At 60.4% G+C, this 23719-nt stretch carries 16 protein-coding genes and 1 pseudogene; 10 read left to right on the forward strand and 7 right to left on the reverse strand.

Features of this window, described 5'->3' with window-relative positions:
• Window positions 1–114 precede the first annotated feature (114 nt).
• Window positions 115–1350, reverse strand: coding sequence for an HD-GYP domain-containing protein (locus AB5Y73_RS06205; protein ID WP_040066103.1), 1236 nt, complete (start codon window positions 1348–1350; stop codon window positions 115–117).
• A 230-nt stretch (window positions 1351–1580) separates the two neighbouring features.
• Here AB5Y73_RS06205 and AB5Y73_RS06210 point away from each other — a divergent pair, with 230 nt between their 5' ends.
• Window positions 1581–3197, forward strand: coding sequence for a phosphoethanolamine transferase (locus AB5Y73_RS06210; RefSeq protein WP_181497457.1), 1617 nt, complete (start codon window positions 1581–1583; stop codon window positions 3195–3197).
• 104 nt (window positions 3198–3301) lie between these two features.
• Window positions 3302–4079 (forward strand): annotated as a pseudogene (locus tag AB5Y73_RS06215) (IS5 family transposase).
• Between the two features lie 52 nt (window positions 4080–4131).
• Here AB5Y73_RS06215 and AB5Y73_RS06220 read toward each other — a convergent pair.
• On the reverse strand, window positions 4132–7266 hold the full coding sequence (locus tag AB5Y73_RS06220; RefSeq protein ID WP_279499265.1) for a multidrug efflux RND transporter permease subunit: 3135 nt from the start codon (window positions 7264–7266) through the stop codon (window positions 4132–4134).
• Between the two features lie 15 nt (window positions 7267–7281).
• Window positions 7282–8445 carry an efflux RND transporter periplasmic adaptor subunit gene (locus AB5Y73_RS06225; protein WP_368147379.1) on the reverse strand — a complete coding sequence of 388 codons (1164 nt, stop codon included), beginning with the start codon at window positions 8443–8445 and terminating at the stop codon, window positions 7282–7284.
• Window positions 8446–8602: 157 nt separating this feature from the next.
• On the opposite strand from AB5Y73_RS06225, the gene AB5Y73_RS06230 reads away from it, so the two are divergent.
• The 3 genes from AB5Y73_RS06230 to AB5Y73_RS06240 all read left to right on the forward strand — a co-directional run bounded on the left by AB5Y73_RS06230 (window position 8603) and on the right by AB5Y73_RS06240 (window position 14711).
• Window positions 8603–9331, forward strand: coding sequence for a response regulator (locus AB5Y73_RS06230; RefSeq protein WP_040065122.1), 729 nt, complete (start codon window positions 8603–8605; stop codon window positions 9329–9331).
• Entirely contained in the window at window positions 9328–10413 is a 1086-nt protein-coding gene (locus AB5Y73_RS06235) for an ATP-binding protein (protein ID WP_107682282.1), read from the forward strand. Before AB5Y73_RS06230 ends, AB5Y73_RS06235 begins: the two co-directional genes overlap by 4 nt.
• 422 nt (window positions 10414–10835) lie before the next feature.
• Window positions 10836–14711, forward strand: a complete 3876-nt coding sequence (locus AB5Y73_RS06240; RefSeq protein ID WP_107682283.1) for a DEAD/DEAH box helicase — start codon at window positions 10836–10838, stop codon at window positions 14709–14711.
• Window positions 14712–14852: 141 nt separating this feature from the next.
• Here AB5Y73_RS06240 and AB5Y73_RS06245 read toward each other — a convergent pair whose 3' ends face one another.
• On the reverse strand, window positions 14853–15746 hold the full coding sequence (locus AB5Y73_RS06245) for a DNA replication terminus site-binding protein (protein ID WP_107682284.1): 894 nt from the start codon (window positions 15744–15746) through the stop codon (window positions 14853–14855).
• A gap of 523 nt (window positions 15747–16269) precedes the next feature.
• Here AB5Y73_RS06245 and AB5Y73_RS06250 point away from each other — a divergent pair.
• Together AB5Y73_RS06250 and astE are read left to right on the forward strand one after the other, a co-directional pair.
• The gene (locus AB5Y73_RS06250; RefSeq protein ID WP_005337823.1) at window positions 16270–16479 is read left to right on the forward strand and encodes a DUF1127 domain-containing protein; all 210 of its coding nucleotides are present in this window, start codon (window positions 16270–16272) and stop codon (window positions 16477–16479) included.
• 294 nt (window positions 16480–16773) lie between these two features.
• A complete protein-coding gene (astE, locus tag AB5Y73_RS06255; protein ID WP_118854032.1) occupies window positions 16774–17799 on the forward strand; it encodes a succinylglutamate desuccinylase in 1026 nt (341 codons plus the stop codon).
• Window positions 17800–17959: 160 nt separating this feature from the next.
• Here astE and AB5Y73_RS06260 read toward each other — a convergent pair whose 3' ends face one another.
• Window positions 17960–19513, reverse strand: a complete 1554-nt coding sequence (locus AB5Y73_RS06260) for a LysM peptidoglycan-binding domain-containing protein (RefSeq protein ID WP_005361719.1) — start codon at window positions 19511–19513, stop codon at window positions 17960–17962.
• 70 nt (window positions 19514–19583) lie between these two features.
• Window positions 19584–20348, reverse strand: coding sequence for a hydroxyacylglutathione hydrolase (gloB, locus tag AB5Y73_RS06265; protein WP_005337817.1), 765 nt, complete (start codon window positions 20346–20348; stop codon window positions 19584–19586).
• Window positions 20349–20420: 72 nt separating this feature from the next.
• Here gloB and AB5Y73_RS06270 point away from each other — a divergent pair, with 72 nt between their 5' ends.
• A complete protein-coding gene (locus tag AB5Y73_RS06270; RefSeq protein WP_005361718.1) occupies window positions 20421–21143 on the forward strand; it encodes a methyltransferase domain-containing protein in 723 nt (240 codons plus the stop codon).
• Here the strand turns inward: AB5Y73_RS06270 and rnhA are convergent.
• Entirely contained in the window at window positions 21131–21595 is a 465-nt protein-coding gene (gene rnhA / locus AB5Y73_RS06275) for a ribonuclease HI (protein ID WP_005353268.1), read from the reverse strand. The genes AB5Y73_RS06270 and rnhA overlap by 13 nt on opposite strands.
• Window positions 21596–21674: 79 nt before the next feature.
• Between rnhA and dnaQ the strand changes: the two genes are divergently transcribed.
• Together dnaQ and AB5Y73_RS06285 are read left to right on the forward strand one after the other, a co-directional pair.
• Window positions 21675–22409, forward strand: coding sequence for a DNA polymerase III subunit epsilon (gene dnaQ / locus AB5Y73_RS06280; RefSeq protein WP_088869726.1), 735 nt, complete (start codon window positions 21675–21677; stop codon window positions 22407–22409).
• Complete coding sequence (locus AB5Y73_RS06285; RefSeq protein ID WP_107682286.1) at window positions 22406–23671, forward strand: TIGR03503 family protein; 1266 nt, start codon at window positions 22406–22408, stop codon at window positions 23669–23671. Before dnaQ ends, AB5Y73_RS06285 begins: the two co-directional genes overlap by 4 nt.
• Window positions 23672–23719 lie beyond the last annotated feature (48 nt).

Genomic DNA, 23719 nt, shown 5'->3' on the forward strand with positions numbered 1-23719 from the left:
CCCGGCCCCTTGGCTGGGCGTTTTTTATACATGGTCAGTTGGCAACCTTCTGATGGGGGTTTGAGCAATTATTCCGGTTTGTCCAATGAGTTATCCCCAGCTTCTGGGGATAACTCAGAATGCAAAGTAGTAGCAGAAGCGGCGGGTCAGGTTGAAGAACTGCCGTTGTCCCTCATCGAGCTCTTCCTGTTTGATAAAAGCAGTGATGGTGCGTTCATCTTCCCGCAGATCGATCATGGCGACGGCTTCCGGCCGCTGGGCCTTGATATAGGGCAGGATCTTCGGCTTGAGGGGCATGGTGGGTTCGGTGGAGAGCACCAGCGCAATGCTCTCGTCGGAAAGTTTCACCAGTGAACCCGGCGGATAGACCCCCAGCACCTTGACAAGCAACTTGACCAGATTCTGGTCGAACTTCTTCTGGGATAACTTGTAGAGCTGGCTGATGGCCTGACTCGGCGCGGCCGGGTTACCGCTGTTGCGGGGATGGAGCAGCTCGTCGTAGAAGTCGACCAGCCCGATCAACCGCGCCAGCGGCGGGATCTCCCCGCCCTTGATCCCGAGCGGATACCCGCTGCCATCGAGCCGCTCGTGGTGCAGATGGGCGACCTGACGGATTTTCGGTTCAAAGGCGTTGAGCTGGGTCAGCATCTCCAGCCCGTACTGGGGATGCATATTGAGGAAGTTCTGCTCGGCCTTGTTGAGATCCCCCCGTTTTTGGGTGATCTGGCTCGGGATTTTCAGTTCGCCGATGTCGTGGATAAGTCCCGCAAGTCCCGTCTCCTCAATCTCGATGGGGTTCATGCCGAGTTCGCGAGCCATCAGCATGGCAATAAAAGCCACATTGAGGCTGTGTTGCAACAGGATATCAGTGTGGGGGCTGCGAATAAGGTGGAGCCCGAGAGGCCCTTCATGCTGACTGAGGGTGAAGGCGGCATTACGGACGATCTGGGCGGTGTTGGCCAGTCCCTCATCCGGTTTGAGGTTCAGCGCCCCGAGTGCATCGCGCAGCTCGCTCATGGATTGGCCAAAGGCTTTGTCAGCGGCGCGCATGGAGCGGCGAAAGGCTTTCTCGTCAAAGGGGGGCGGGCCCGAGGCAATCAGCTCTTCCAGCTCGTCAAGGTCAGGCCCGGCATCCGGGATATCGCCGCGCAGCAGCGGCTCGATGGGCAGATCGCTCTTGTCGGGGTCGACCATCAACAGGGTGAGATCAAGATGACGGAGAATGTCGAGTTGCTGCTGATCCTTGATCTTGAAGGTATTGAACATAAACGGGTGGTTAGTCCATCCCGTGGGGAGATGGATATAGTGGCCTACTCTCAATTGCTCTATCGAGGCTTGGATCAGTGCCATCGGTTAACCTGCATTTCGTGAATGCCTACTCAACAAGCTAGCAAAATCCGATGGATAGACAACTAAAAATCCATTTCGGTGCCGCGGAGCACCCCGTGCTGTGATGGGGCGCACGAGCACCGTGCTTCTCCTCTTAATTCGCGCTTAAGTTTTACTTCCTACGCTGGCCCCGTCGTTTTTGTTGGCTTGGCCGGCCCGCTGCGCTGCAGGCCGGTATGTAGGAGCTGTTTATGCGTGTAACTCTCGGTGTACTGCAGACCAATCTGTTGCTGGTGCTCTTTTTCGCCCTGGTACTGAACTGGCCAATCTTTTTGCATTTCTATACGGTGCTCAGCGCCCTGACCCATGTCAAAGCCGGATTTGCCATCTCGATCCCGCTGGTGCTGATCGCGGCGCTCAATGCCGTGTTTATTCCCTTCACGTTCCGGTTTGTGCTCAAGCCCTTTTTTACCGTGCTCATTCTGACTGGCTCCATCGTCAGCTACGCCATGCTCAAATACGGCGTCATCTTCGATGCCGGCATGATCCAGAACATAGTGGAGACCAACAGTGGTGAGGCGGGGGCCTATTTGAATGGTTCCGTTGCACTCTGGTTTCTGCTGACCGGGCTGCTGCCTGTTCTGGTGCTCTGGTCACTGCGGATCCGCTATCCGGCTCGCTGGTATCAGGGGTTGGCGTGGCGGGCTGGTGCACTGGCTATCTCTCTGCTGTTTATCGGGGGCGTCGCGTCACTTTACTATCAGGATTACGCCTCGGTCGGGCGCAACAACAAGTCTCTGGCCAAAGAGATTGTGCCTGCCAACTATGTGCACGGCCTCTACAAATATGGGCGGGATGTGCTGTTTGCCACGCCGATCCCCTACCAGCATCTGGGGACAGATGCCAGGGTGGTGGCACGGGGAAGCAAGCCGACTTTGATGTTCCTGGTAGTGGGGGAGACGGCGCGCAGCCAGAACTACTCCCTTAACGGGTATGGCAAGGCGACCAACAGCTTTACGGCAAAAGAGCAGGGGGTGGTGTCGTTCAAAGATGTGCGCTCCTGCGGCACGGCCACTGCGGTTTCGGTGCCCTGCATGTTCTCCAACCTCACGCGCCGCGGCTACGATGACCAGCTTGCCAGCTCCCGTGACGGCCTGCTCGATGTGCTGCAACATGCCGGAGTCTCGGTGTTGTGGAAAGAGAACGATGGCGGTTGCAAAGGGGTGTGCCGCAATGTGCCGACCATCGAGATCCTCCCCAAATCCTATCCTGCGCTCTGTCAGGGGGAGTCTTGCTATGACGAGGTGCTGCTGGAGGGGCTGGATCAGCAGATTGCCGGCATGAAGGGCAACAAGCTGGTGGCTTTTCACCTGATGGGCAGCCATGGCCCGACCTATTTTCGTCGTTACCCTGCCAGCGAGCGCGTCTTTATGCCGGACTGTCCGCGCAGCGACATTGAAAACTGCAGCAACGAAGAGCTGGTCAACACCTATGACAACACCATCCGCTACACCGACAAGGTGGTGGGGCTGCTGATAGACAAGCTCAAGTCGCTGGAGAGCCAGTATGATGTGGGACTGGTCTATCTCTCCGATCACGGCGAATCCCTCGGGGCCATGGGGCTCTATCTGCACGGCACGCCCTACAAGTTTGCGCCGGATGATCAGACCCGGGTGCCGTTGCTGACCTGGTTCTCGCCCCAGTTACAGGCCGATCGCCAGCTGGATATGGGTTGCCTGGCGGCGGAGGCGAGCAGTCAGCGCTTCTCCCATGACAACCTCTTTCACTCCATGCTGGGGATCATGGATGTGCAGACGAGTGTTTACGACAACAAGCTGGATCTGTTCAAGCCATGTCGGGCGGGGTGAGATGAGATATTTACTGGCGTTGTTGCCCAAATCGATGCAGCTTGAAGGGAACTTACTGAGAGCTCGGTGATCTGATCACCACCATCCCCTTTGAAGTCTGCATCATGGGCACATCCCTTCATCCCATCACCAACTGGCCTAAATACAACAAGTCTTTGATTAACCGTGGTTCACTCACCTTCTGGGTTGATGCAGAGGCCATGCACAACTGGTTCCGCCACGGCCATCATGGGCGCCGGGGCCGCAGCCAGCTCTACACTGACCAGACCTTCTCTACCGTCCTGATGCTCAAGAGCATTTTCAACCTCTCCCTGCGGGCGACACAGGGCCTGCTCGACTCGCTGTTTGAGCTGATGAATGTGCCGCTGTGTGCCCCCGACTACAGCTGTGTCAGCAAGCGCGCCAGTACCGTGGAGGTGGCATACCGCCAGCCACCCAAGGGCAAGGTGATCGATTTGGTTATCGATTCCACCGCCTTGAAAGTGTTTGGCGAGGGTGAATGGAAAGTCAGACAGCATGGCCATGACAAGCGTCGGGTCTGGCGCAAATTGCATCTGGCGGTAGACCCGGCGATCCACGACATCGTGGCAGCCAGGGCATGTATTTCCGCCGCACAAGAATGCCGGTTTATGGGAAGAGGGGCACCCACGTAATGAAGCGGTTCTGGTGATGCGCAAGGAGGGGCTGACTCACTGGAAGCAGCAGTCCGGGTATCATCGGCGCTCATTGGCCGAGACGGCGATGTATAGGTTCAAACAATTGATGACGGGAAAAATCAGTCTACGTAACTACAACTGACAAGTGGGAGAGGTCATGGCCTACGAGTGTGCGATGAACAAACTGAATGCCCTTGGTTTGCCGGTTAGAGAACCCCAAGTGTAGCTATCACCTAGGGCTGGGGTAATGGCTGATTTGGGCAACAACGCCTCTGTAGTCATCGATCCGGATGAATGCGGTTGGATGCTCGTCGTGCCCGCCAGGCCTGAATGCGCGCCTGGGTTCCGATGACGAAGACGAAGAAGACCGGCACGAAGAAGATGGCCAGCAGGGTGCCGCTGATCATGCCGCCAAACACGCCGGTGCCGATGGCGTGCTGGGTCTCCGCGCTGGCGCCACTGGCGAGCATCAAGGGCACCACACCGAGAGTAAAGGCCAGCGACGTCATCAGAATGGGGCGCAGGCGCAGGCGGGCAGCAGTGACAGCCGCATCAAGCAGTGAGCGCCCTTCGCTGTGCAACTGGCGCGCAAACTCCACGATGAGGATGGCATTCTTGGCCGATAGACCGATGATGGTGATCATGCCTACTTTAAAGAAGACGTCGTTGGGCATGCCGCGCAGCATCACGGCCGCGACGGCACCGAGCAGGCCCAGCGGCACCACCAGCATCACCGAGAGCGGGATCGACCAGCTTTCATAGAGTGCCGCTAGCACCAGGAAGACCACCAGCGCCGACAGCAGCATCAGCAGGGGGGCCTGCTCGGCCGACTGGCACTCTTGCAACGACTGTCCCGTCCAGGCCAATGCGAAGCCTGGCGGCAATTGCGCTACCAGACGCTCCATCTCCGCCATCGCCGCTCCGCTGGAGATGCCGGGCGCTGCCCCTCCGGCAATACGCACGGCAGGGAAGCCATCGAAGCGCATCATTTGTTGCGGCGATTCGCGCCATTCCGGTGTCACCACCTCCCGCAAGGGGACCATGCCGCCGTTGGCATTGCGCACCCGCAGGCCGAGCACGTCATCGAGCTGCATGCGCGCCGACGCGTCGGCCTGCAGAATGACCTGCTGCATGTGCCCGCCGTTGGGGAAGTCGTTGACGTAGAGCGACCCCATTGCGGCCGACAGGGTACTGCTTACGCTGGCGAACGAGAGTCCCATGGCTTCGGCCTTCTGTCGGTTGATCTCGAGGTGAATGCTCTCGCCGGGAGGCAGATTGTCGGGATACACATCACTGACTACCTGGCTTTTGGCGGCCAGTTCCAGCAGTTGTGCCTGGGCGGCCAGCAGCGCGGCATCTCCCCGGTTGGCCCTGTCTTGCAGGAACAGGGTGAAGCCGGAGGCGGTGCCCAGCTCATCGATGGCGGGCGGCAGCAGACTCATTACCGTGCCTTCAGGAATATTTGCCATAGCCGCTTGTGCCAGATCTGCCTCTTCGGCTGCCGTGGCGCCATGACGCTGATCCCAATCTTTGAGCATGGTGAAGGCCATGGCCGCATTGGGGCCTGCGCCGGAGAAGCTGAAGCCCTGCACCACCAGGTTGGTGTCCAGCGCCTCGCGAGAGGCGACGTGAGCCTCGAAGGCCTTGACCACCTCAAGAGTACGCTCGCTGGTGGCGCCGGTTGGCAACTGGATGGAGGTCATGAAGTAGCCCTGATCCTCGTCCGGCAGGAATGAGGAGGGCAGCTGGGCGGCGGCGATGGCCAGCACGGTGCAGAGGGCGGCAAAGGTTGCCATCATCCGTCCGCTGCGCCCGACCAGCCGGGTTACCCGCGCACCGTAGCCTGCCGTGAACCGCTCGAAACCCCGGTTGAAGGCACCGAAGAAGCCGCGCTTCTCATGATGATCTGGACTGACCGGACGCAGCAGGGTGGCGCAGAGCGCAGGCGTCAGGGTCAGGGCGAGGAAGGCCGAAATCAGGATCGACACCGCCATCGACAGGGTGAACTGCTGGTAGATGACCCCCACTGAGCCGCTGCCAAACGCCATGGGAAGGAACACCGCCGTGAGCACCAGGGTGATGCCGATCACCGCCCCGGTGATCTCCTTCATGGCCTGCGAGGTCGCCTCCCGGGGCGACAGCCCCTGGGTGGCCATCAGGCGCTCGACGTTCTCCACCACCACGATGGCGTCGTCGACTATGATGCCGATGGCCAGCACCATGCCGAACATGGTGAGGGAGTTGATCGAAAAACCGGCCAGCAGCATCACCGCGAAGGTGCCAAGCAGAGCGATGGGGGCGACGATGGCCGGGATCAGGGTGTAGCGCAGGTTCTGCAGGAAGAGAAACATCACCAGAAACACCAGCACCATGGCTTCCAGCAGGGTGTGGATCACCTTTTCGATGGAGACCTTGACGAAAGGGGCCGAGTCAAAGGGGATCGAATAGGCCATGCCCGCCGGCAGTGTGGGGGCGAGCTGGGCGAGACGGGTGCGCACCGCATCTGCGGTACGCACGGCGTTGGCGCCGGGGGAGAGCTGGATGGCGGCGCTGGTGGCGGCCACGCCGTTCTCGCGGTTGGAAAAGGCGTAGGATTGCGCCCCCAGCTTGACCCGGGCGACATCACCCAGCACCAACTTGGCGCCATCACCACCGGCTCGCAGCACGATGGCGGCGAATGCCTCGGGGGTCGTCAGCTGCCCCTGAACCGTGAGGGGAATCGTCAGGCGCTGCCCCGGCAGGGAGGGCTCGTCACCGAGGCGCCCCGGTGCAATCTGGATGTTCTGCTGCTCGATGGCCTGTGCCACCTCGCTGATGGTCAGCCCGTAGGCGGCGAGTTTGGCCGGATCTACCCAGATGCGCATAGCCTGCTCGGCGCCGAACAGCTGTACTCGTCCCACCCCGTCGATGCGGCGCAGCTCCTGCACAATATTGCGTGCCATGTAGTCGTTGAGGGCAACCTCATCGAAGCGGCCATCCGGTGAGGTCATGCCGACCATCATCAGAAAGCCGGATGAGGCGGACTCCACCTGCAGGCCGGTTTGCCGCACCGCTTGTGGCAAGCGAGGCTCGACCGCCTTGATGCGGTTTTGCAGGTCCATCTGCGCAAGCTCCGGATCGTTGCCCGGCTTGAAGGTGGCAGTGATCTGCGCGCTGCCCGAGACGTCCACCGAGGACTCGAAGTAGAGCAGGTTCTTCACTCCCGACAGCTCGCGTTCGATCAGGCTCACCACCGCATCGTTCAGGGTCTGCGGCGTGGCGCCCGGATAGGTGGCATAGAGGGTCACCGACACCGGCGCCACCGAGGGATAGCGGGAGATGGGGAGCTTGGGGATGGCGATGACCCCTGCCAGCACGATGAACAGGGCGATCACCCAGGCAAACACCGGGCGATGGATAAAAAACTGCGGCATGGATAACTCTCCGATTCAGCGAATGCCACCGTCAGCCGGTTGGCTGACAGCGGGTGGTTGCCAGGGGGAGGCAATGACCTGAACTCCCGGGGTCAGACGGTCGATCCCTTCGATCACCACCTGTTGCCCGGCACTGAGCCCGGACGCGATGCGGTACTGGCTATTCACCAGTTCAGCGGTATTGACCGGAACCAGCTGTGCCTGCCCCTGGCCATTCACCATCCACACGCTGGTCTGACCCGATGTGCGAACTACCGCCTGCTGGGGCACGGTCAGGGCGTTGGCATAGCGGGCACGGGGGATGCGCGCCTGCACATAGAGGCCGGGCAACAGGCGCCGCTCAGGGTTATCCACCAGCACCCGCAGCAGCACGTCGCCGGTTCCGGCATCGACCTCGATACCGGAGAAGAGGATGTGCCCCTGCATGCCCAGCGGTGTGCCATTGCTGCCGAGGATCTCCACTGCCAGTTCCGGTGCCGTTGCCGTTGAGCCAGCCTGTTGGCGCAGGGATTCCAGCACCGAGGCCGGTTGACGCACATCGACGTAGACCTGATCAATCTGCTGGATCCGGGCCATGGGAGTGGTATCGGTGGGGGACACCAGTGCCCCTTCACTCACCAGCGCCTGATCGATACGTCCGGCGATGGGGGCCTCCACGCTGGCAAATTGCAGGTTCAGCTGGTGCCGAGCCAGGGTCGCCCTGGCCTGGGCCACATCGGCGGCCGCCTGATCCCGCTGGGAGATCGCATCGTCATAGGTCTGGCGGCTGATGGCGTCGGTGCGCAGCAGCGGCTTCAGGCGGTCAATCTGGATGCGGGCGCGGGCCAGCACGGCCTCGGCCCGTTGCAATGCGGCGGCGGCGCTGTCGACATCGGCCTTGAAGGGGGCCGGGTTTATCTGGAACAGCACTGTGCCAGCGCTGATCTCGGCGCCCTGCTCGAACAGGCGGCGCTGCACGATGCCGCTGATCTGGGCGCGAATGTCGGCGCTGCGCAGTGCTGCCACCCGGGCGGGCAGATCCTCGCTGATGTCAAGCTCCCGACCAGTCAGAGTCAGCACCGATACCTGAGGCAGGGCGGGTGCCTCCTGCTCTTGCGGCGAGGCGTCGCAACCCGCCAACCCGAATGCGGTAATGACGGCGAGCAGGGCGCCCACATACCGCTGTTTGACAAACATCATCCACTCACCTCGTTAAACCGTCTCTCCGGTGTGATGTGACCGGAGAGTGCATCGAGCGGCCATTATGGCGAGAGGCTATTGCGAATGATTCGAGGCTTTGTGGAGAATCCATGGAGGCGATGATAAAGTTCAACGCCACCTTTTTTCGAGTCCGACTATGTCCCATCTCAATGCTTCCGCCAGCCCGGCGGGCCAGTCACTGGTACTGATTGCAGAGGATGAAGCCGAGATCGCCGACATCCTCGCCGCTTACCTGCAACGTCATGGCTTGCGCTCCCTGCACGCCGCCGATGGCCGTGAAGCGCTGGCCATGCATCAGGCATTCAAACCCGATCTCCTGCTGCTGGATGTACAGATGCCGCAACTGGATGGCTGGCAGGTGCTCAGCGAGATCCGGGCGCGCGGCGATACGCCGGTGATCATGCTGACCGCCCTCGATCAGGATCTCGACAAACTGATGGGGCTGCGCATGGGGGCGGATGACTATGTGGTCAAACCCTTCAATCCGGCCGAAGTGGTGGCGCGAGTGCAGGCCGTGCTCAGGCGCACCCGAGCCGTAAAGCCTGCCACGGCGAACGTGTTGCGGGTCGGCCAGTTTCAGATCGATCTGGAGAGCCACGAGGCCAGCATTTTCCGCGATGACCAGCAGCAGGTGCTGGAGCTGACCCTGACCGAGTTCAAGTTGCTCGCCTCTTTGATGCGGGCGCCGAAACGGGTGTTCAGTCGCGCCGAACTGCTGACTCACTGCCTGCCGGAGGGGGATACCCAGGAGCGCACTGTGGATAGCCACATCAGCAAGTTGCGCAAAAAACTGGAGACACACGGCATTCAGGGGGTCCCCGCCAGTGTCTGGGGCGTTGGCTATCGCTTCGGGGGCGATGCATGAAATCGGCGCCCGGCCTTCGCAGGCAGATCATCCGCTCTCTGGGCTTGATGACGCTTGGTATCATCTCCCTCGCGGTGATCGGCACCTATGTGTTTTATGGTATCGCCGTGGCGTTTGTGCCGGGCAGCATCTCCGAGACCTGGGTGCCCTCCAGAGTCGAGATGTTATGGATCGGCTCCACCATTCTCATTGCATTGGGGATGGCGCTGTACGTGGCTGTTCGCCTCTCTCGCCGCATCCTGACTCCCCTCAACTCGGTGGCAACCAGCCTGCGCGAGGTGGCTGAGGGCAAACTCGATGCCCGCGTGCCGGAGGATGAGCAGGCGATCGGGGAGACGGCGCAACTGGTGCGCGACTTCAACGCCATGGCCGAGCGGCTGCAGAGCATGACCCGCGAGCGGGAGTTCTGGAATGCCGCCATCGCCCACGAGTTGCGCACTCCGGTGACCATTTTGCGCGGCCGTTTGCAGGGGCTGGCCGAAGGGGTATTTCCTCCCAGTAGCGAACTCTTCGAGGGGTTGCTGCGTCAGGTGGAGGGGCTCAATCACCTGATCGAGGATTTGCGGGTATTGAGCCTCAACGACAGCGGCCATCTGGAGTTGCAGCGGACCGAGGTCAGTCTGGCCGACGAGCTTGCCGTGGTGCTTGAGGCATTTGCCAGCCCTCTGGCGGCGAGCGGATTTGTGTTGCAGCGGGAGCTGGATAGCGAACTTCATGTCTGCTGCGATCTGTTTCGCATCCGTCAGGCCCTGATGGCGCTGTTGGAAAATGCCCAGAAGCACGCGCTGCCGGGCCTGCTGACCGTGCGGCTGTATCGCTCGGAGAGTGTGTGCGTCCTGAGTGTGGAAGATGAGGGGCCAGGCATCAGCGAGGAGGTCGCCGCCTGTATCTTCGATGCGTTTCGTCGGGGAGATCCGTCACGCTCGCGCAAGAGCGGCGGTAGCGGGCTCGGACTCGCCGTGGTCAAGGCGATTGCCGAGGCCCACGGCGGCAGCGCGGTTTGCCAAGCTACCGGGCGGGGAGGGAGCAGATTCGTGCTCTCCTGGCCCATCTCGGCCATGTCCGGTTGCCCTGAAACCTAGCCTGCGGGCGGCGGGGTATGGTGAAGCTATACAGCTGCCCGCACAGGGGGGCGACAAGCGACGTCATAGGGTTTTCACCGCTTGTGCCGGGTGAGCAGGAGGGGTTGGGACATGGTTCATTTGGCGCGAAATCATGGTTTTTTGCCGTCAAAATTGAAACCGTTTTCAGAAATCCTTTTCAACTGTGATCCGCTTCAAAGCTTTTTCGGGCGCCAACCTCTAGCATTGGCTCCACGAATTAGGGGCTAGCGCTCCCGATTTTCCCGCTGTGGGAGGTAACCGGATGATCCGGCTATTTCCTTCGTTACTTTCGACGGTCATCATGGATGGCCGTTTTTTTTTTGAGTTATTTCACGGTAAAGGGTCGAGCCGCTGGCGCTTTACCGTTAAAATTCCGCTTTTGCACTTGCCCGTGAGTCTTGATGTCTGCGTCCACCCTCTCTTCGGATAGTTATGCCCTGCTCGCCACCCTGCAATTGCAGCGCGTTGCCAGTACCCGTTTGCTGCAAGAACAACTGGCGATAGGCCATGCCCTGATCGATAAACTGACCCGACTGCAGGATGCGGGGCTGGTCAGATTGCGCGGGGAGCAGCAGTGGAGCCTGACCGCCGAGGGGACGCTGGCGCTGATCCTGGGAGTGCGTGCCGGTCTCTGCCCGGCGCCGGACTGGAGCCGGGTGCCCTCATTGACCGGGCAGGATCTCACCCATGCGGTGGTGCGCGAGCTCTGTCGCGGCAAAGCGGGGGAGATCCCCACCTATTTCTCGGCCAGCGATCTGCTGACCCTGCTCGATACCCCGGACGCTCACCAGTTGCTGGCGGGCTCCAGCCCCGCCTGGCAGCAAATGTTGCTGGAGCACTTCTCGCTGCAACTCTTGCTCGATGCCCCCTATGAAGAGCGCTGGCCGCTGGCCAATGCGCTGGTGCGCTGTGCCCCCGAGGTGCAGGCACGGGCCAAAACCTTCGAGGCGGAGTGGCGCTGGCTCTGCGGGGATGGCGAGAGCACATCGCCAACCGGCGAGGACCAGGATGCCGCCCCCGGCTGGCCGGCCCTGCAGGCGCTGGCCCAGCAGAGCCAGAGCGGCCCGCTTGGCGAGCGACTGCTCACTGCGCTGGGCCAGTGGCAGGCAACCGATGAGGGTGAGGCGGGCCAGTGGCCCCGTTCATTCAGCGCCCTGCTCTGGCTTGGCTGGTTGCAGCAGGCCGATCCCGTTATCGCCAGCGAACAGCGCAAGAAGTGGCAGCGCAGCCTGACTGGCCAGTTCCCCCTGCTTGCCGACCTGCTCAGCCAGTGGGCGGGTGATCGCCACGGTCAGGCGGTTGGCCTGTTTGATACCCTGCAACTGCCGGTGGAGGAGCTCCACTGGGGCTATCTCTGGCTCGATCTCTGCGCGCTGGCCCGTCACGGTGCCCAGAGCCCGCAGGTGGCCATGTTGCACAAGTGGGATCTCTCTCATCTGCTCGATGCCGAGCCCCATCATCGCCTGATGGCATTTTGTCAGGATCTGCTGCGTATCTTGTTGGGCGAGGCGGCCAAAGGGGCGCCCTTGTGCCAACTGCGCGGCAGTGAGGAGAGTGCGCAAGAGGGCACTGACGAGCAGGATGATGACGGGGACGAGGATAAAACCGCGGCCTCTGCCAGCTGGCTCAACTGGTTGCAGGGGCTGGGACGCTCGAGTGGCGTACGCAAGCCGCAAGAGCGGTTGGTGTGGCTGCTCCATGCCGAGGGCCCCGAGCTGGAGTGCAAGATCCAGAAGCTGAGTACCAAGGGGGAGTGGACCGCCGGTCGCCGGGTCGATCCGGCCCTGCTCTCTACCCAGTATGCCGCCATGCTCGACGAGCATGACTGGGCACTAGTTCGCACCCTGCCACGGGTGATGGGACGACTGCCGCGGGATGTCTGGGCGCCGCTGGCCGATCACCCCCGCTTGTTCAACGCCAAGGGGCAAAAGCTGCAACTGGCCATCAGCGCCCCCCTGCTGCAGGTGGTGGCCACCGAGCAGGGGATGAGCGCGCAGCTCTGCCCCGATGCGGCCGCCCGCGGGGCCCATATCATGCCGCTGGCGCAGGATCTGTGGCAGCTGATCCTTACCCCGCAGCCGCTGCTCGACCGCTTGCCAGCGCTCGAATCCATCCCGCTGCTGCCCGCCGAGGGGCTAGCCGAGCTGCAACGCACCCTGGACGCCATTCCCGAGCTGCCCTGGCACAGTCAGGTTGCGGGGCTTAGCGGCAACGCCGAACTGGCTCCCTGGCCGGGCATTCCTTCGGTGCAACTGGATTGGCAGGATGGTCAGCTGTCGGTCAAGCTGGTGACCCGCTTTGAGGATCTGCCGCCCCAGCCCCTTGGCAAGGGGGAGGCGATCGTGCGGCAGGGGATCAAGGCGTACCACTACTGGCAGCGGGATCTCGCGGCCGAGAAGCTGCAGGCCCAGTTGCTGCGCAATCAACTCCCCATCGGCCTGCCCGGCAGCGAGTGGCTGCTGCAGGGGGAACAGGCGCTGGCACTGGTCAATGCCCTGCCCGAGCTGGTGGATGCCGGTGTGGTCATTCACTGGCATCAGGACAGCGCTCGCCTCAAGAGCCTTGATGAAGCGGCTCTGAGCCTGCGCATCGAGCGGCGGCAGGACTGGTTCCAGGTCGAAGGGGCACTGGCGCTTGATGAGCACCAGATCCTCGACCTGCGCCTTATTCTGCGTCAGATGACCCCGGGGCAGCGCACCGTTCAGCTCGACGAGAAGACCAGCCTGATGCTGAGCGACAAGCTGGTGGAGCGGCTCACCATGCTGGGGGCCATGCTCGATGAAGAGCAGCGCATCAACAGCAAGCTGGCCTATCCGCTCACTCGCCTGCTCTCGGTCATTACCACCGAAGGGGATGCAGCGTGGCAATCCCTGCAGCAGGAGTGGCAGCAGGAGGTCGATTGCCCGGGCGAGCTGCTTACCTCCCTGCGGGACTATCAGAAAGAGGGGGTGCGCTGGATGGCGACCCTGGCCCACCACGGTTTTGGTGCCTGTCTGGCCGATGACATGGGTCTGGGCAAGACGCTGCAGGCGCTGATTGTGTTGCGCATGCGCCAGCACCTTGGCCCTGCGCTGGTAGTAGTACCCAAGTCAGTGGTCACCAACTGGCAGGAGGAGGTGACCCGTTTCGCCCCCGAGCTGGATGTGGTGGTGTTCGAGAACCCGGCCGAGCGGGAGGGGATCATTCGCGAGGCCAAGGCCGGTCAGGTGATCCTCATCAACTACGGCATGCTCGGCAGCCTGGCGGAGGCGCTCAAGTCCCGCCGCTGGTCCAGCATGGTGCTCGATGAGGCGCAGCAGATCAAAAACGCCGGCACCCAGCGCGCCAAGCTGTTGTTCCAGCTCGACGGCGATTTTCGCCTCGCCCTCTCCGGCACCCCCATCGAGAACCATCTGGGGGAGCTGTGGAGCCTCTTCACCTTTATCAACCCGGGGCTGCTCGGAAGCCTTGGCGAGTTCAAGCGTCGCTTTGGCAAGGCGGTCAAGGATCCCCAGCACATGGCGCTGCTGCGGGCGGTGATCAGCCCCTTCATCCTGCGCCGTCTCAAGCAGCAGGTGCTGACCGAGCTGCCGGACAAGACCGAGATCATCCACCACATCAGCCTCTCCCCCGAGGAGCGCCAGCTCTACGAGGCGACCCGGCGGGAAGTGGTGCAGCAGGTGCAGAGCGCCGATGGGCGCGCCCTGATGCATGTGCTGAGCGGCCTGACCCGGCTGCGCCGTCTCTGCTGCTCGCCGGAGCTGGTGATGCCCGAGTGGTCGCAGACCAGCAGCAAGCTGGACGAGGCGATGGCCCTGCTGGAAGAGGCGATCGACGGCGGTCATCGGGTGCTGGTGTTCAGCCAGTTCGTCGATCTGCTGAGTCTGTTGCGGGCCCGCATCGAGCAGAAGTCCTGGGACTACTGCTATCTGGATGGCGGCTGCTCCGCCAAGTCCCGTCAGGACTCCATCCTGCGTTTTCGTCATGAGGAGGTGCCGCTGTTCCTCATCAGCCTCAAGGCAGGGGGGACCGGCCTCAACCTCACCCAGGCCGATACCGTGCTGCACCTCGATCCCTGGTGGAACCCGGCGGTGGAAGACCAGGCGAGCGATCGGGCGCACCGGATGGGTCAGACCCAGCCGGTGACCGTGTACCGGCTGGTGTGCGAGCAGACGGTGGAGGAGAAGATTGTCGCCCTGCACGACGAGAAGCGGGCGCTGGCCGATGGCCTGCTGAGCGGCCAGTCCGAGGTGCGCGGGCTGGATGTGGAGAGCCTGCGGGCCCTGCTGATGGGCTGATTGGCGACGCCGCCTTACATACCGTCTATCGATACAGAAAAGGGGAGAACATCCAGAGATGTTCTCCCCTTTCTTATTTGGGGTGCTGATGCGGGATACTTCGTTTATCGCGGCAAGGCGGCCCAGCTATCCCTGATCCAGTCACCCCTGATAGAGATAGAGGTGCAGCCGATCGATGATGGGCTCGCCGCCAATCTTGCGATCCCGCCGCGCCTGCCGGCTCTTGGGGGGATAGTTGCCCAGATGGGTGACTGCAGGCGGGGTATCCGAGCAGAGCAGCAGAGGCAGGCTCGCCTTGATCTGCTGCTTGCGCGGGGTGCGCTCCAGCCAGAGCAGATTGATCATCGGGTGGGTCTTGACCGGGCGGCGGATCCGCAGCTCGGCATCGGCCGGCAGACGGCGAATGTCGTATACCTCCTGATCCACCATCTTGCTCCACTCCTCGTTGTTGGAGAGGGCCGGTATGTAGCGGCGGCTGCGCTCCAGCATCTCAAGCACCTGCTCGCGACTGAGGCGATTGATGGTCTGCTTGTCGGCCCAGGTAAAGCCGAGGGATTGCAGCTCACCTGTCAACAGGGTCAGCTTGCGGTAGACCTGCAGCGTGATCACCCCGGGCAGGGCGGTATGTACCAGCTCGAACTTCTCGTCCCGTCCCCCCGCCTGCTGCACCAGCGCCTTGAACTCGAGCTTGCGCTGATTGATCTCCTCAACCAGCGGCTGGATCAGCGGAGCGGCGGCGGCGGGAAAGCGCAGCCAGCCGGGCAGACGACGGGTGGCCTTGGTGGAGCAGCCGGGGCGGGCGCTGTGATCCCGATAGGCCGACAAGGTGGCAGCCAGTGCCTCGTCGCCGCTCAGGTAACCCACCTCAATCTGGCTGATGGGGTCGTGCTCTTCGCCCTGCGCCACCGGGGGGAGGGGATAGACATGGGCCTCCTGCAGTTCGAGCTGGCCGAGCAGGGTGGCCAGCTGATCCAGAGAGGCTTCAATGGCCTCCATCTGTTGACGCAGGGCGGCGGTCGGGGTAAAGGTATCCATCGATGATCCTGTGGTTTCATCCGCCTCTGACGGCATAAACGATGGCGTCAGGGCAGGGGAATAAACTACTGTATAAATAACCATACCAGTATGCCGGTTGCGCGCCAAGAGGGGCGTTTTCGGCTCCTCATCGAGGGAGCAGCGTGGGAGGAAAGGTAAGTTTTTTTTATGTTTCATTGTGTTAATTTAAGATCACCAAGAGATCACAGGGTTAACAATCGAATGTAATGACGGGGTTGCCACCCATGGCACGTCCATTGGCGAGTGCATAGGCAATGCGGTAAATTGCATATGTAAGGTGGTGCCATGCAGCATAATATGCTGCGGGCCGTTAATGGTCGAATGGTGACTTAATTATTCTTTATAAATCAAAGCATTAAAATTGTATCAGTCAGTTTTTTACTATTAGTTTTCCTAATGTAACGTATCAAAATTCGTCAATTGAGTCGGCCCTGCTCCCTGACTAAGCTTTGCGCATCAAATAAAGCCCAGTGCGTAAACAAATATTCAGAGGAGCCACATCATGGCCAACATGACTTATACCGAAACCGGTTACCAGCATTCCAGCCAATTGAATCTGGTTGCTCGCGTTAAAATGACCGTTCTGACTTGGCTGGAGCGCAGCCGCAGCCGTCGCCAGCTCTCCGAACTGCCCGAGTACCTGCTCAAAGACATCGGCCTGAACGAAGCTGACCGTTATCAAGAGACCACCAAGCCGTTCTGGCGTGGTTGATCTGCCGGGCATGGATGCCTTGTCTTTCTGCTGAGTCGTTTGCTGTTCTGCCCCTGTGGCGTCCAGCCGCCAGTTCTGTAATTGTCTGTTTTATCCTCCCCCCGTTTTTCCCCGTTATTTATTGATCCTTTTTCCTCTCCTCTTTATTCCACATCGCTACTGCCATTGCCGTCATCGTTCGATTGTTATCACACTTGTATCGTTAATGTTTGAATTTGTTTAAAAATTGATTTTAAGCCGCAACGCCTTGCGTATAATCCGGCCATAGTATTCCAGCGCAAGAGGGTGAGACGGATGATTCCCCAGCACGATTTTTTGGCCTTGACCCGCAGTCATGAGTGGCAGCTTGAGCCCTTTGAATTTGCCCTGCCCGATGGTACGCGGGTCAGCGTCTGGGATACGGGCGTGCTCTGTCTGGAGCCTGCCAGTGGCACGGACGACCAGCCGGGAGGACGCAAGGATATCGTCCTCTCCTGCGGCATCCACGGCAACGAGACCGCTCCCATCGAGATCTGCAACCAGCTGCTGAGCCGTCTGCTCTCAGGCGAGCTGACCGCCCGCCATCGGGTGCTGTTCCTGTTTGGCAATCCGGCGGCGATGAACCTCGGGCTGCGGGAGGTGGAGGAGAACATGAACCGCCTCTTCTCCGGCGCCCACAGCAAGGGGGAGGGGCTCTGCAATCGGGAGCGGATCCGCGCCATGCGTCTCGAGCAGTATGTGAGCCGCTTCTTTGCCGATCCGGCTCGTCCCCGTTACCACTACGATCTGCACACCGCCATTCGCGGCTCGCGCCACGAGAAGTTTGCCGTCTACCCCTTCCCCCACGAGCGGCCTCACTGCCGCGAGCAGGTGCAGTTCCTCGGTGCCTGCGGGGTGCGCACCATTCTGCTCTCCGCCAGCTCGACCACGACCTTCAGCTACTACAGCTCCCGCCAGCATGGTGCCCACGCCTTTACGGTGGAGTTGGGCAAGGTGCGCCCGTTTGGCGAGAACGATATGACCCGCTTTATCGAAACCCGCCAAGCGCTGCAAGAGCTGGTCACTCAGAATGAGGTGGTGCTGGAGCCGTGGCGGGCGGATGATTTCACCCTGTTTGCCATCGATCGGGTGATCACCAAAAAATCGGCGGACTTTCGCTTCCTGTTTGCCAGCGATGTGGACAACTTCACCGAATTCCCCCAAGGGTTCGTGTTGGCCGAGGATGGCGAGCTTCGCTACACGGTCGAGAAGCCGCGTGAGGCGGTGGTCTTCCCCAATGCCAACGTGGCGATTGGTCAGCGCACCGTGCTGATGGTGGTGCCGACAAGGCTTTGGGAATAGCGGTTATAGTTTTGCCTGCAGAGCGGTGATGCATCCGCAGGCGGCGCCAAGCCATTGTTCTAGTCGGTGGCTCAGACACCGCAGCGGTTAACCGCAGTAATAAAAAACGGGGCCAGTCAGATGACTGGCCCCGTTTTTTATCGGGTTCAAGCGGTGAGGCTTAGCTGTTGTTCTTCACAAACAGGGTCAGCTCCTGACCGGGCTTGAGGTAATCCCCTTTATCCAGCTGATTCCAGCGCATCACATCGTTGATGGCCACCTGGAAGCGAGCCGCGATGGAGGAGATGGAGTCGCCACGGCGAACCTGATACACCATCGATTTGTCGCTCTTCTTCCCTTGCTTTGGATAGACCACCAGCTTCATGCCTGGTTTGAGCGCCGACTTGGCATTCAGACCATTCCACTTGGCGAGCTCTTCGTGGGAGACGCCGTGTGCCTGGCTGATGCTCCACAGGTTGTCACCCGAGCGCACCTTGTAACTGACTTTGGCCTTCTGGCTGCTGCCACGGCTTGCCAGCTGTTGCGGTTTGCTGGCGGAGCTTGCCTTGCTGCTGACCTGACCGTGGGTCGGGATCACCAGTTGCTGACCGCGACGCAGGTTGTTGCTGCGCAGATTGTTGGCCAGCTTCAGCTCGTTCACGCTGACGCCATGATTCTGGGCGATGCGCGACAGGGTATCGCCACTGGTGACCTGATAGGAGCGGGTACGAATACGCTCGCTCTTGGGCAGATCGGCCAGTGCCAGCTCCAGGGTATCGGCATACTCTACCGGTACCAGCAGGCGGTAAGGGCCACGGGGCGACATCACACCACGGCTCAGGGCCGGATTGACCTCCTTGAGCTGTGACGTGCGCAGACCGGCCAGTTGGGCGGCCACGTTCAGATCGATCTGGCTGCCGGTCTCCACCACTCGCAGCTTCGGCTCGTTGGCGAGTACCGGCAACTGGATATTGTACTTGTCCGCATTGCTGATCATGTCAGCCATGGCGAGGATCTTGGGCACATACATCCGGGTTTCCCGGGGCAGATCGAGCGACCAGTAGTCGGTCGGTTTGCCTGCGCGCTGGTTACGCTGGATGGCGTTGCGCACCCGTCCTTCCCCGGCATTGTAGGCGGCTAGCGTCTGCAGCCAGTCACCGTCAAAGAAGCGGTTCAGGTACTCCAGATAGTCGAGCGCCGCATTGGTTGAGGCCAGCACATCGCGCCGTCCGTCATACCAGTTGTCGTGGCGCAGACCGAAGTTTCTGCCTGTCGCTGGCACAAACTGCCACAGACCGACGGCATTGCTGCGGGATCGGGCATGGGGATCAAACATGCTCTCGATCATCGGGACAGTAATAAGCTCCATTGGCAGCTCACGCCGTTCAATCTCCTCTACCATCAGATAGAGGTAGGGTTCAGCCCGGCTGGCAATGGTCGCCAGATGCTTATCATTGCGCAACAGCCACTCACGTTGCTGGCGGATGCGCGGGTTGTCCGGAGTTTCCAGTTGCATATCATCGCTGATACGCACCCACAGATTGTCCGTATCTTCCATTTCGTCCAGCTGTTCATCGCCAAACAGGAAATGGGAAGAGTGTTTTTTATGCGCTTTTTTCTTGACCTGGGGGGACTTGATCGGCTCGATTGCCGTTAGCGCCCGGTCATCCTGATGGCTCAGGTTTTGGCAGCCGCTGAGCAACAGCGCTGCCAATAAGGCCGTTCGTACCTTCATCTCGTTCCGGTCATTTTTAGGAAAAACAGCTCGCATCATAAGGGGCAATGGCCCCCTGATCAAGGTTTGTTCAAAAAACGTCCTTCCACTGACGCAGGATAGTGAAGGTATCTACCGGATTTTCCACGCATTTTAGCCCATGTTTTTCAGCAGAAAATTTCACTGAATCCTGTTCGCAGCGCAGAAAAATGTTGAAAGTGCGTTCGTCACCCAGCCGGGTTGGCAGGCTTGGCAGCCCCTGTTGCCGCAGTTTGCTGATCAGCCCGATCTGGCGGCGGATCGCCGGGTTGTCCGGCTCGACCGCATAGGCAAAACGCAGGTTGGAGAGGGTGTACTCGTGGGCACAATAAATGAGTGTCTCATCGGGCAGGGCGGCGAGTCGTTGCAGCGAGTGGTACATCTGCTCCGGCGTCCCTTCAAACAGGCGGCCACAACCGGCCGAGAAGAGGGTATCGCCACAAAAGAGCATGCCGTTGCCGTGGTAGGCGATGTGGCCGCGAGTGTGCCCGGGCACATGGATCACCTCGAGAGCGAGGCCGTGCCAGTTGATCTGATCGCCATCTTCCAGCCACTGACCGTGGTGATCCGGCATCGGGTCAAGTTTGGGGCCATAGAGCCGGGCGTGGGGGAAGTGGGCAAGCAGGTCTGTGACCCCCCCCACATGGTCGTGATGGTGATGGGTCAGCAGGATGGCATCGAGCACCAGCCCCAATGCCTCGAGCCGCTCCAGCACGGGGGCGGCATCGCCCGGATCGACCACCAGACAGTGATTTTCGTGGCGGATCAACCAGATGTAGTTGTCATTAAAGGCTGGAACTGTGATCACTGGATACATGAGTCTGCTTCTCTTTAGGGAGGGTATCTTATATAACAGGATGGCGTTCGAAACCCCGAGTTGAGCCCTATTATGCAGGTGGCACGTACCGAACAACAAATCGAGATCCCGACCAGCTGGTCTGCATTGCCTATGGGGGACTGGGTGGCGGCAGAGATCCAGGATCGGCTCGACAACTGGTGCCCCAACCTGTTTGGGTATCATCTGCTGAAAATTGGTGCCCTGAGCGCTGAACTCTCCTGCAAACGCTCCTCCATTCGTCACCAGATCGGGGTCGCCCCCGGCGGGCGGTTGCTCGACATGTATGGCGATCCCCTCGATCTGCCGGTGCGGACCGGCAGCGTCGATGCCTGCCTGCTGGCTCACTGCCTCGATTTCTCCGCCGATCCCCACCAAGTGTTGCGCGAAGCCGAAAGAGTGTTGACCGACGATGGCTGGCTGATCATCAGTGGCTATAACCCCATGAGTCTGGTCGGGATCGGTCACTGTGTGCCGTTCTTGCGGCGCAGAATGCCCTGGTCGGCACGGATGTTCACCCCTGGGCGGGTGACGGACTGGTTGCATCTATTGGGATGCGAGGTGATGTTCGACGAGCGCTTTGGTTATTCGTTTATGGGAAAACAGAGTTGGCACAGTTGGTGGCGAGAGAGTATCGGGCGGGATTATTGCAGGGCATTTGCATCGGTATACGTGATTGCAGCCCGTAAACGGCGCTTTCCACTGATCCCGGTGCGGCGGCGCTGGCAACTGCCAAAGTCCCTCGCCACACCGGGAATGGCCCGTCAGGGCTGGTAGCCGGTATCTTCGGCCAGATCCTTGCCGCAGGCGGCCTCTCTGGCCAGCTCGTCGCACCGTTCGTTCTCCGGGTGGCCGGAGTGACCCTTCACCCAGAGCCACTCAATCTGGTGGCGACCCACTTCCGCATCCAGCTCCTTCCAGAGATCGACGTTTTTGACCGGTTGCCGGTTGGCGGTCATCCACCCTTTCTTCTTCCAGCCGATGATCCACTGGGTGATCCCCTGGCGGACATACTGGCTGTCGGTAGTGAGGCGCACCTTGCACGGTTCGTTGAGGGTACGCAGCCCCATGATGGCGGCCATCAGCTCCATCCGGTTATTGGTGGTCAACTTGAATCCGGCGGAAATCTCTTTGCGGTGCTTGCCGTAGACCATCACGGCCCCGTAACCACCCGGGCCCGGATTGCCGAGGCAGGAGCCGTCGGTATAGACATCAATCTGTTTTAACATGAGCAATCAATCTGTTTTAACATGAGGCTTGGGGTAAACTAGCGAGTAAGTAAAGCCGAAGTTTGACATAGATTGGATCATGAACACACCCCAACTGAATCGCCAGATCATTCTGGATACTGAAACCACAGGTATGAATACGGCGGGCGGCCCTGTCTATCTGGGGCACCGCATTATCGAAATCGGCTGTGTGGAGGTGATCAACCGCAAGCTGACCGGTAACCACTATCACGTCTATATCAAGCCTGATCGTCTGGTCGACCCGGAAGCGATCCAGGTGCATGGTATTACCGACGAGTTCCTGCGTGACAAACCGTCGTTCAGCCAGATTGCCGACGAATTCCTCGAGTTCATCCGCGGCGCCGAACTGATCGCTCACAACGCACCGTTTGACGTGAGCTTCATGGACTACGAGTTCAGCAAGCTCGGACTCAACTTCAAGACGGCGGATATCTGCACCATCACAGATACCCTGGCGATGGCGCGGGATCTCTTCCCCGGCAAGCGCAACAACCTGGATGTGCTGTGCGATCGTTACGGTATCGACAACTCCCACCGTACCCTGCACGGGGCTTTGCTCGATGCGGAGATCCTGGCGGACGTCTATCTGTTGATGACCGGTGGTCAGACCAAACTCAATCTGGCCACCGAAAGCAATGAAAACGAGAGCAATCAGGACACCAGCATTCGCAGGTTGGAGAGCAACCGACCCGCCCTCAAGGTGGTGCGTGCCACTGCCGAGGTTCAGGCCCTGCACGAAGCGAGACTGGATCTGGTACAGAAAAAGGGAGGAAGTTGTCTGTGGCGGCAATGAGCAAGTGGTGTGCAGGTCTGCTGCTATTGCTCTCGCTGGGGGCGATGGCGACCGAGGTATTTGCCCCTTCCGATATTCCGCTGCTGGATAACCGCTTTCGCATCGATTACGGCGTGAAGGAGATCACCTTCATCATCAAGCGCAAGCCGGGCACCCCGTCCGTGATCCTGGTTCGCCCCGATGGCAGCAAGCTTTACGTGGGCAAGGTCAAACCCGCAGATGTGGGTTGGCTGGCGCTGCTGGAGCATGATCTCATTACCCTGCGCAATCCCATGCCGGGCCCCTGGCAGGCGATTGGCGAGGTGGATCCCGACAACCGGGTGCGCATTCTCTCCGATATCCGGCTCGATATCGCCGCCCTGCCGATGCAGCTCTATCAGGGGGAGGTGGTCAAGCTCAAGGCGTGGTTGCTGATCAATGGTCAGCCGCCGAAAGATAAATACTATCTCTCTGACCTTGGCATGACCGTCAAGCTGCAATCGTTCAGCGATGCCGATAAGAAAGAGGTCGTGCTGGATCAAGTACTTGGTCACTATCGCGATGATGGCAAGGGGCTCGACGAAGTGCCGGGCGATGGCATCATGACGGCGGAAGTGACGCTGCAGGATATTCCCGGTGGCAAGTACCGCGCCATGTTCAGCACGGGCAATCAGGTGTTTGTCCGTGCCCGTTATCAGGATGTACTGCTTTACCCCTATCCGTTCAGCTATAACTTGTCGCCGCCTTCGGATGAGCTGGGTGCCAAGCTCTCACTGCTAATCGACCGTGATGAGCTGGATCCCGCTTCCGTGGTGGTCAAGGGGAGTGTGACCAGCAATGTGGGCGGCCTCTACGAGTTCAGCGAGACCGCCAGCGACCCCAAGCTTGATATCGATCTCTCCAACATCAAGGAGGTCGGTCAGCATGAGGTGAAAGCAACCCTCTATGGCACCACTCGCCTCGGCCGTGAGCTGAAAATCGAGTTGCCGGTGAAAACCTTCAATGTCTTCCCGCCACCGCCGCCTCCTGTAGAGGTGGTGTCGGCCGCCGCACCGGCCTCCAGTGCCGAGGCGACCCATGAAGCTCCGGCAGAGGAGGAAATGGGCTGGCTGATCTGGGCATTGGCAGGTGGTGGTGTGCTGCTGGCGGTATTGGGTGGGGTCGGGTTTGTGGTGATACAAAAACGGCGTGCCCTGAAGCGTGCTCTGGCCGCTGCACAGGCTGAGAATCAGCAAGCTGGACAACCGGCTGCCAAGCTGGATCTCAATCTGCCAGAGCAGTAACCCTCGTACTTCTCGCTCTGAAGTGGCGCGATGCCAGATATAGAAAAC

It is taken from the genome of Aeromonas sp. s7(2024), assembly GCF_040907825.1.
Lineage (GTDB): Bacteria > Pseudomonadota > Gammaproteobacteria > Enterobacterales > Aeromonadaceae > Aeromonas > Aeromonas veronii.

Bases quoted from the DNA above. Each gene is read 5' to 3' on its own strand.
- AB5Y73_RS06285 (WP_107682286.1), top strand. From the start codon at position 22,406: ATGAGCAAGTGGTGTGCAGGTCTGCTGCTATTGCTCTCGCTGGGGGCG.
- dnaQ (WP_088869726.1), top strand. From the start codon at position 21,675: ATGAACACACCCCAACTGAATCGCCAGATCATTCTGGATACTGAAACC.
- astE (WP_118854032.1), top strand. From the start codon at position 16,774: ATGATTCCCCAGCACGATTTTTTGGCCTTGACCCGCAGTCATGAGTGG.
- AB5Y73_RS06220 (WP_279499265.1), bottom strand. From the start codon at position 7,266: ATGCCGCAGTTTTTTATCCATCGCCCGGTGTTTGCCTGGGTGATCGCC.
- AB5Y73_RS06210 (WP_181497457.1), top strand. From the start codon at position 1,581: ATGCGTGTAACTCTCGGTGTACTGCAGACCAATCTGTTGCTGGTGCTC.
- rnhA (WP_005353268.1), bottom strand. From the start codon at position 21,595: ATGTTAAAACAGATTGATGTCTATACCGACGGCTCCTGCCTCGGCAAT.
- gloB (WP_005337817.1), bottom strand. From the start codon at position 20,348: ATGTATCCAGTGATCACAGTTCCAGCCTTTAATGACAACTACATCTGG.
- AB5Y73_RS06205 (WP_040066103.1), bottom strand. From the start codon at position 1,350: ATGGCACTGATCCAAGCCTCGATAGAGCAATTGAGAGTAGGCCACTAT.
- AB5Y73_RS06250 (WP_005337823.1), top strand. From the start codon at position 16,270: ATGGCCAACATGACTTATACCGAAACCGGTTACCAGCATTCCAGCCAA.
- AB5Y73_RS06240 (WP_107682283.1), top strand. From the start codon at position 10,836: ATGTCTGCGTCCACCCTCTCTTCGGATAGTTATGCCCTGCTCGCCACC.
- AB5Y73_RS06235 (WP_107682282.1), top strand. From the start codon at position 9,328: ATGAAATCGGCGCCCGGCCTTCGCAGGCAGATCATCCGCTCTCTGGGC.
- AB5Y73_RS06230 (WP_040065122.1), top strand. From the start codon at position 8,603: ATGTCCCATCTCAATGCTTCCGCCAGCCCGGCGGGCCAGTCACTGGTA.
- AB5Y73_RS06260 (WP_005361719.1), bottom strand. From the start codon at position 19,513: ATGAAGGTACGAACGGCCTTATTGGCAGCGCTGTTGCTCAGCGGCTGC.
- AB5Y73_RS06270 (WP_005361718.1), top strand. From the start codon at position 20,421: ATGCAGGTGGCACGTACCGAACAACAAATCGAGATCCCGACCAGCTGG.
- AB5Y73_RS06225 (WP_368147379.1), bottom strand. From the start codon at position 8,445: ATGATGTTTGTCAAACAGCGGTATGTGGGCGCCCTGCTCGCCGTCATT.
- AB5Y73_RS06245 (WP_107682284.1), bottom strand. From the start codon at position 15,746: ATGGATACCTTTACCCCGACCGCCGCCCTGCGTCAACAGATGGAGGCC.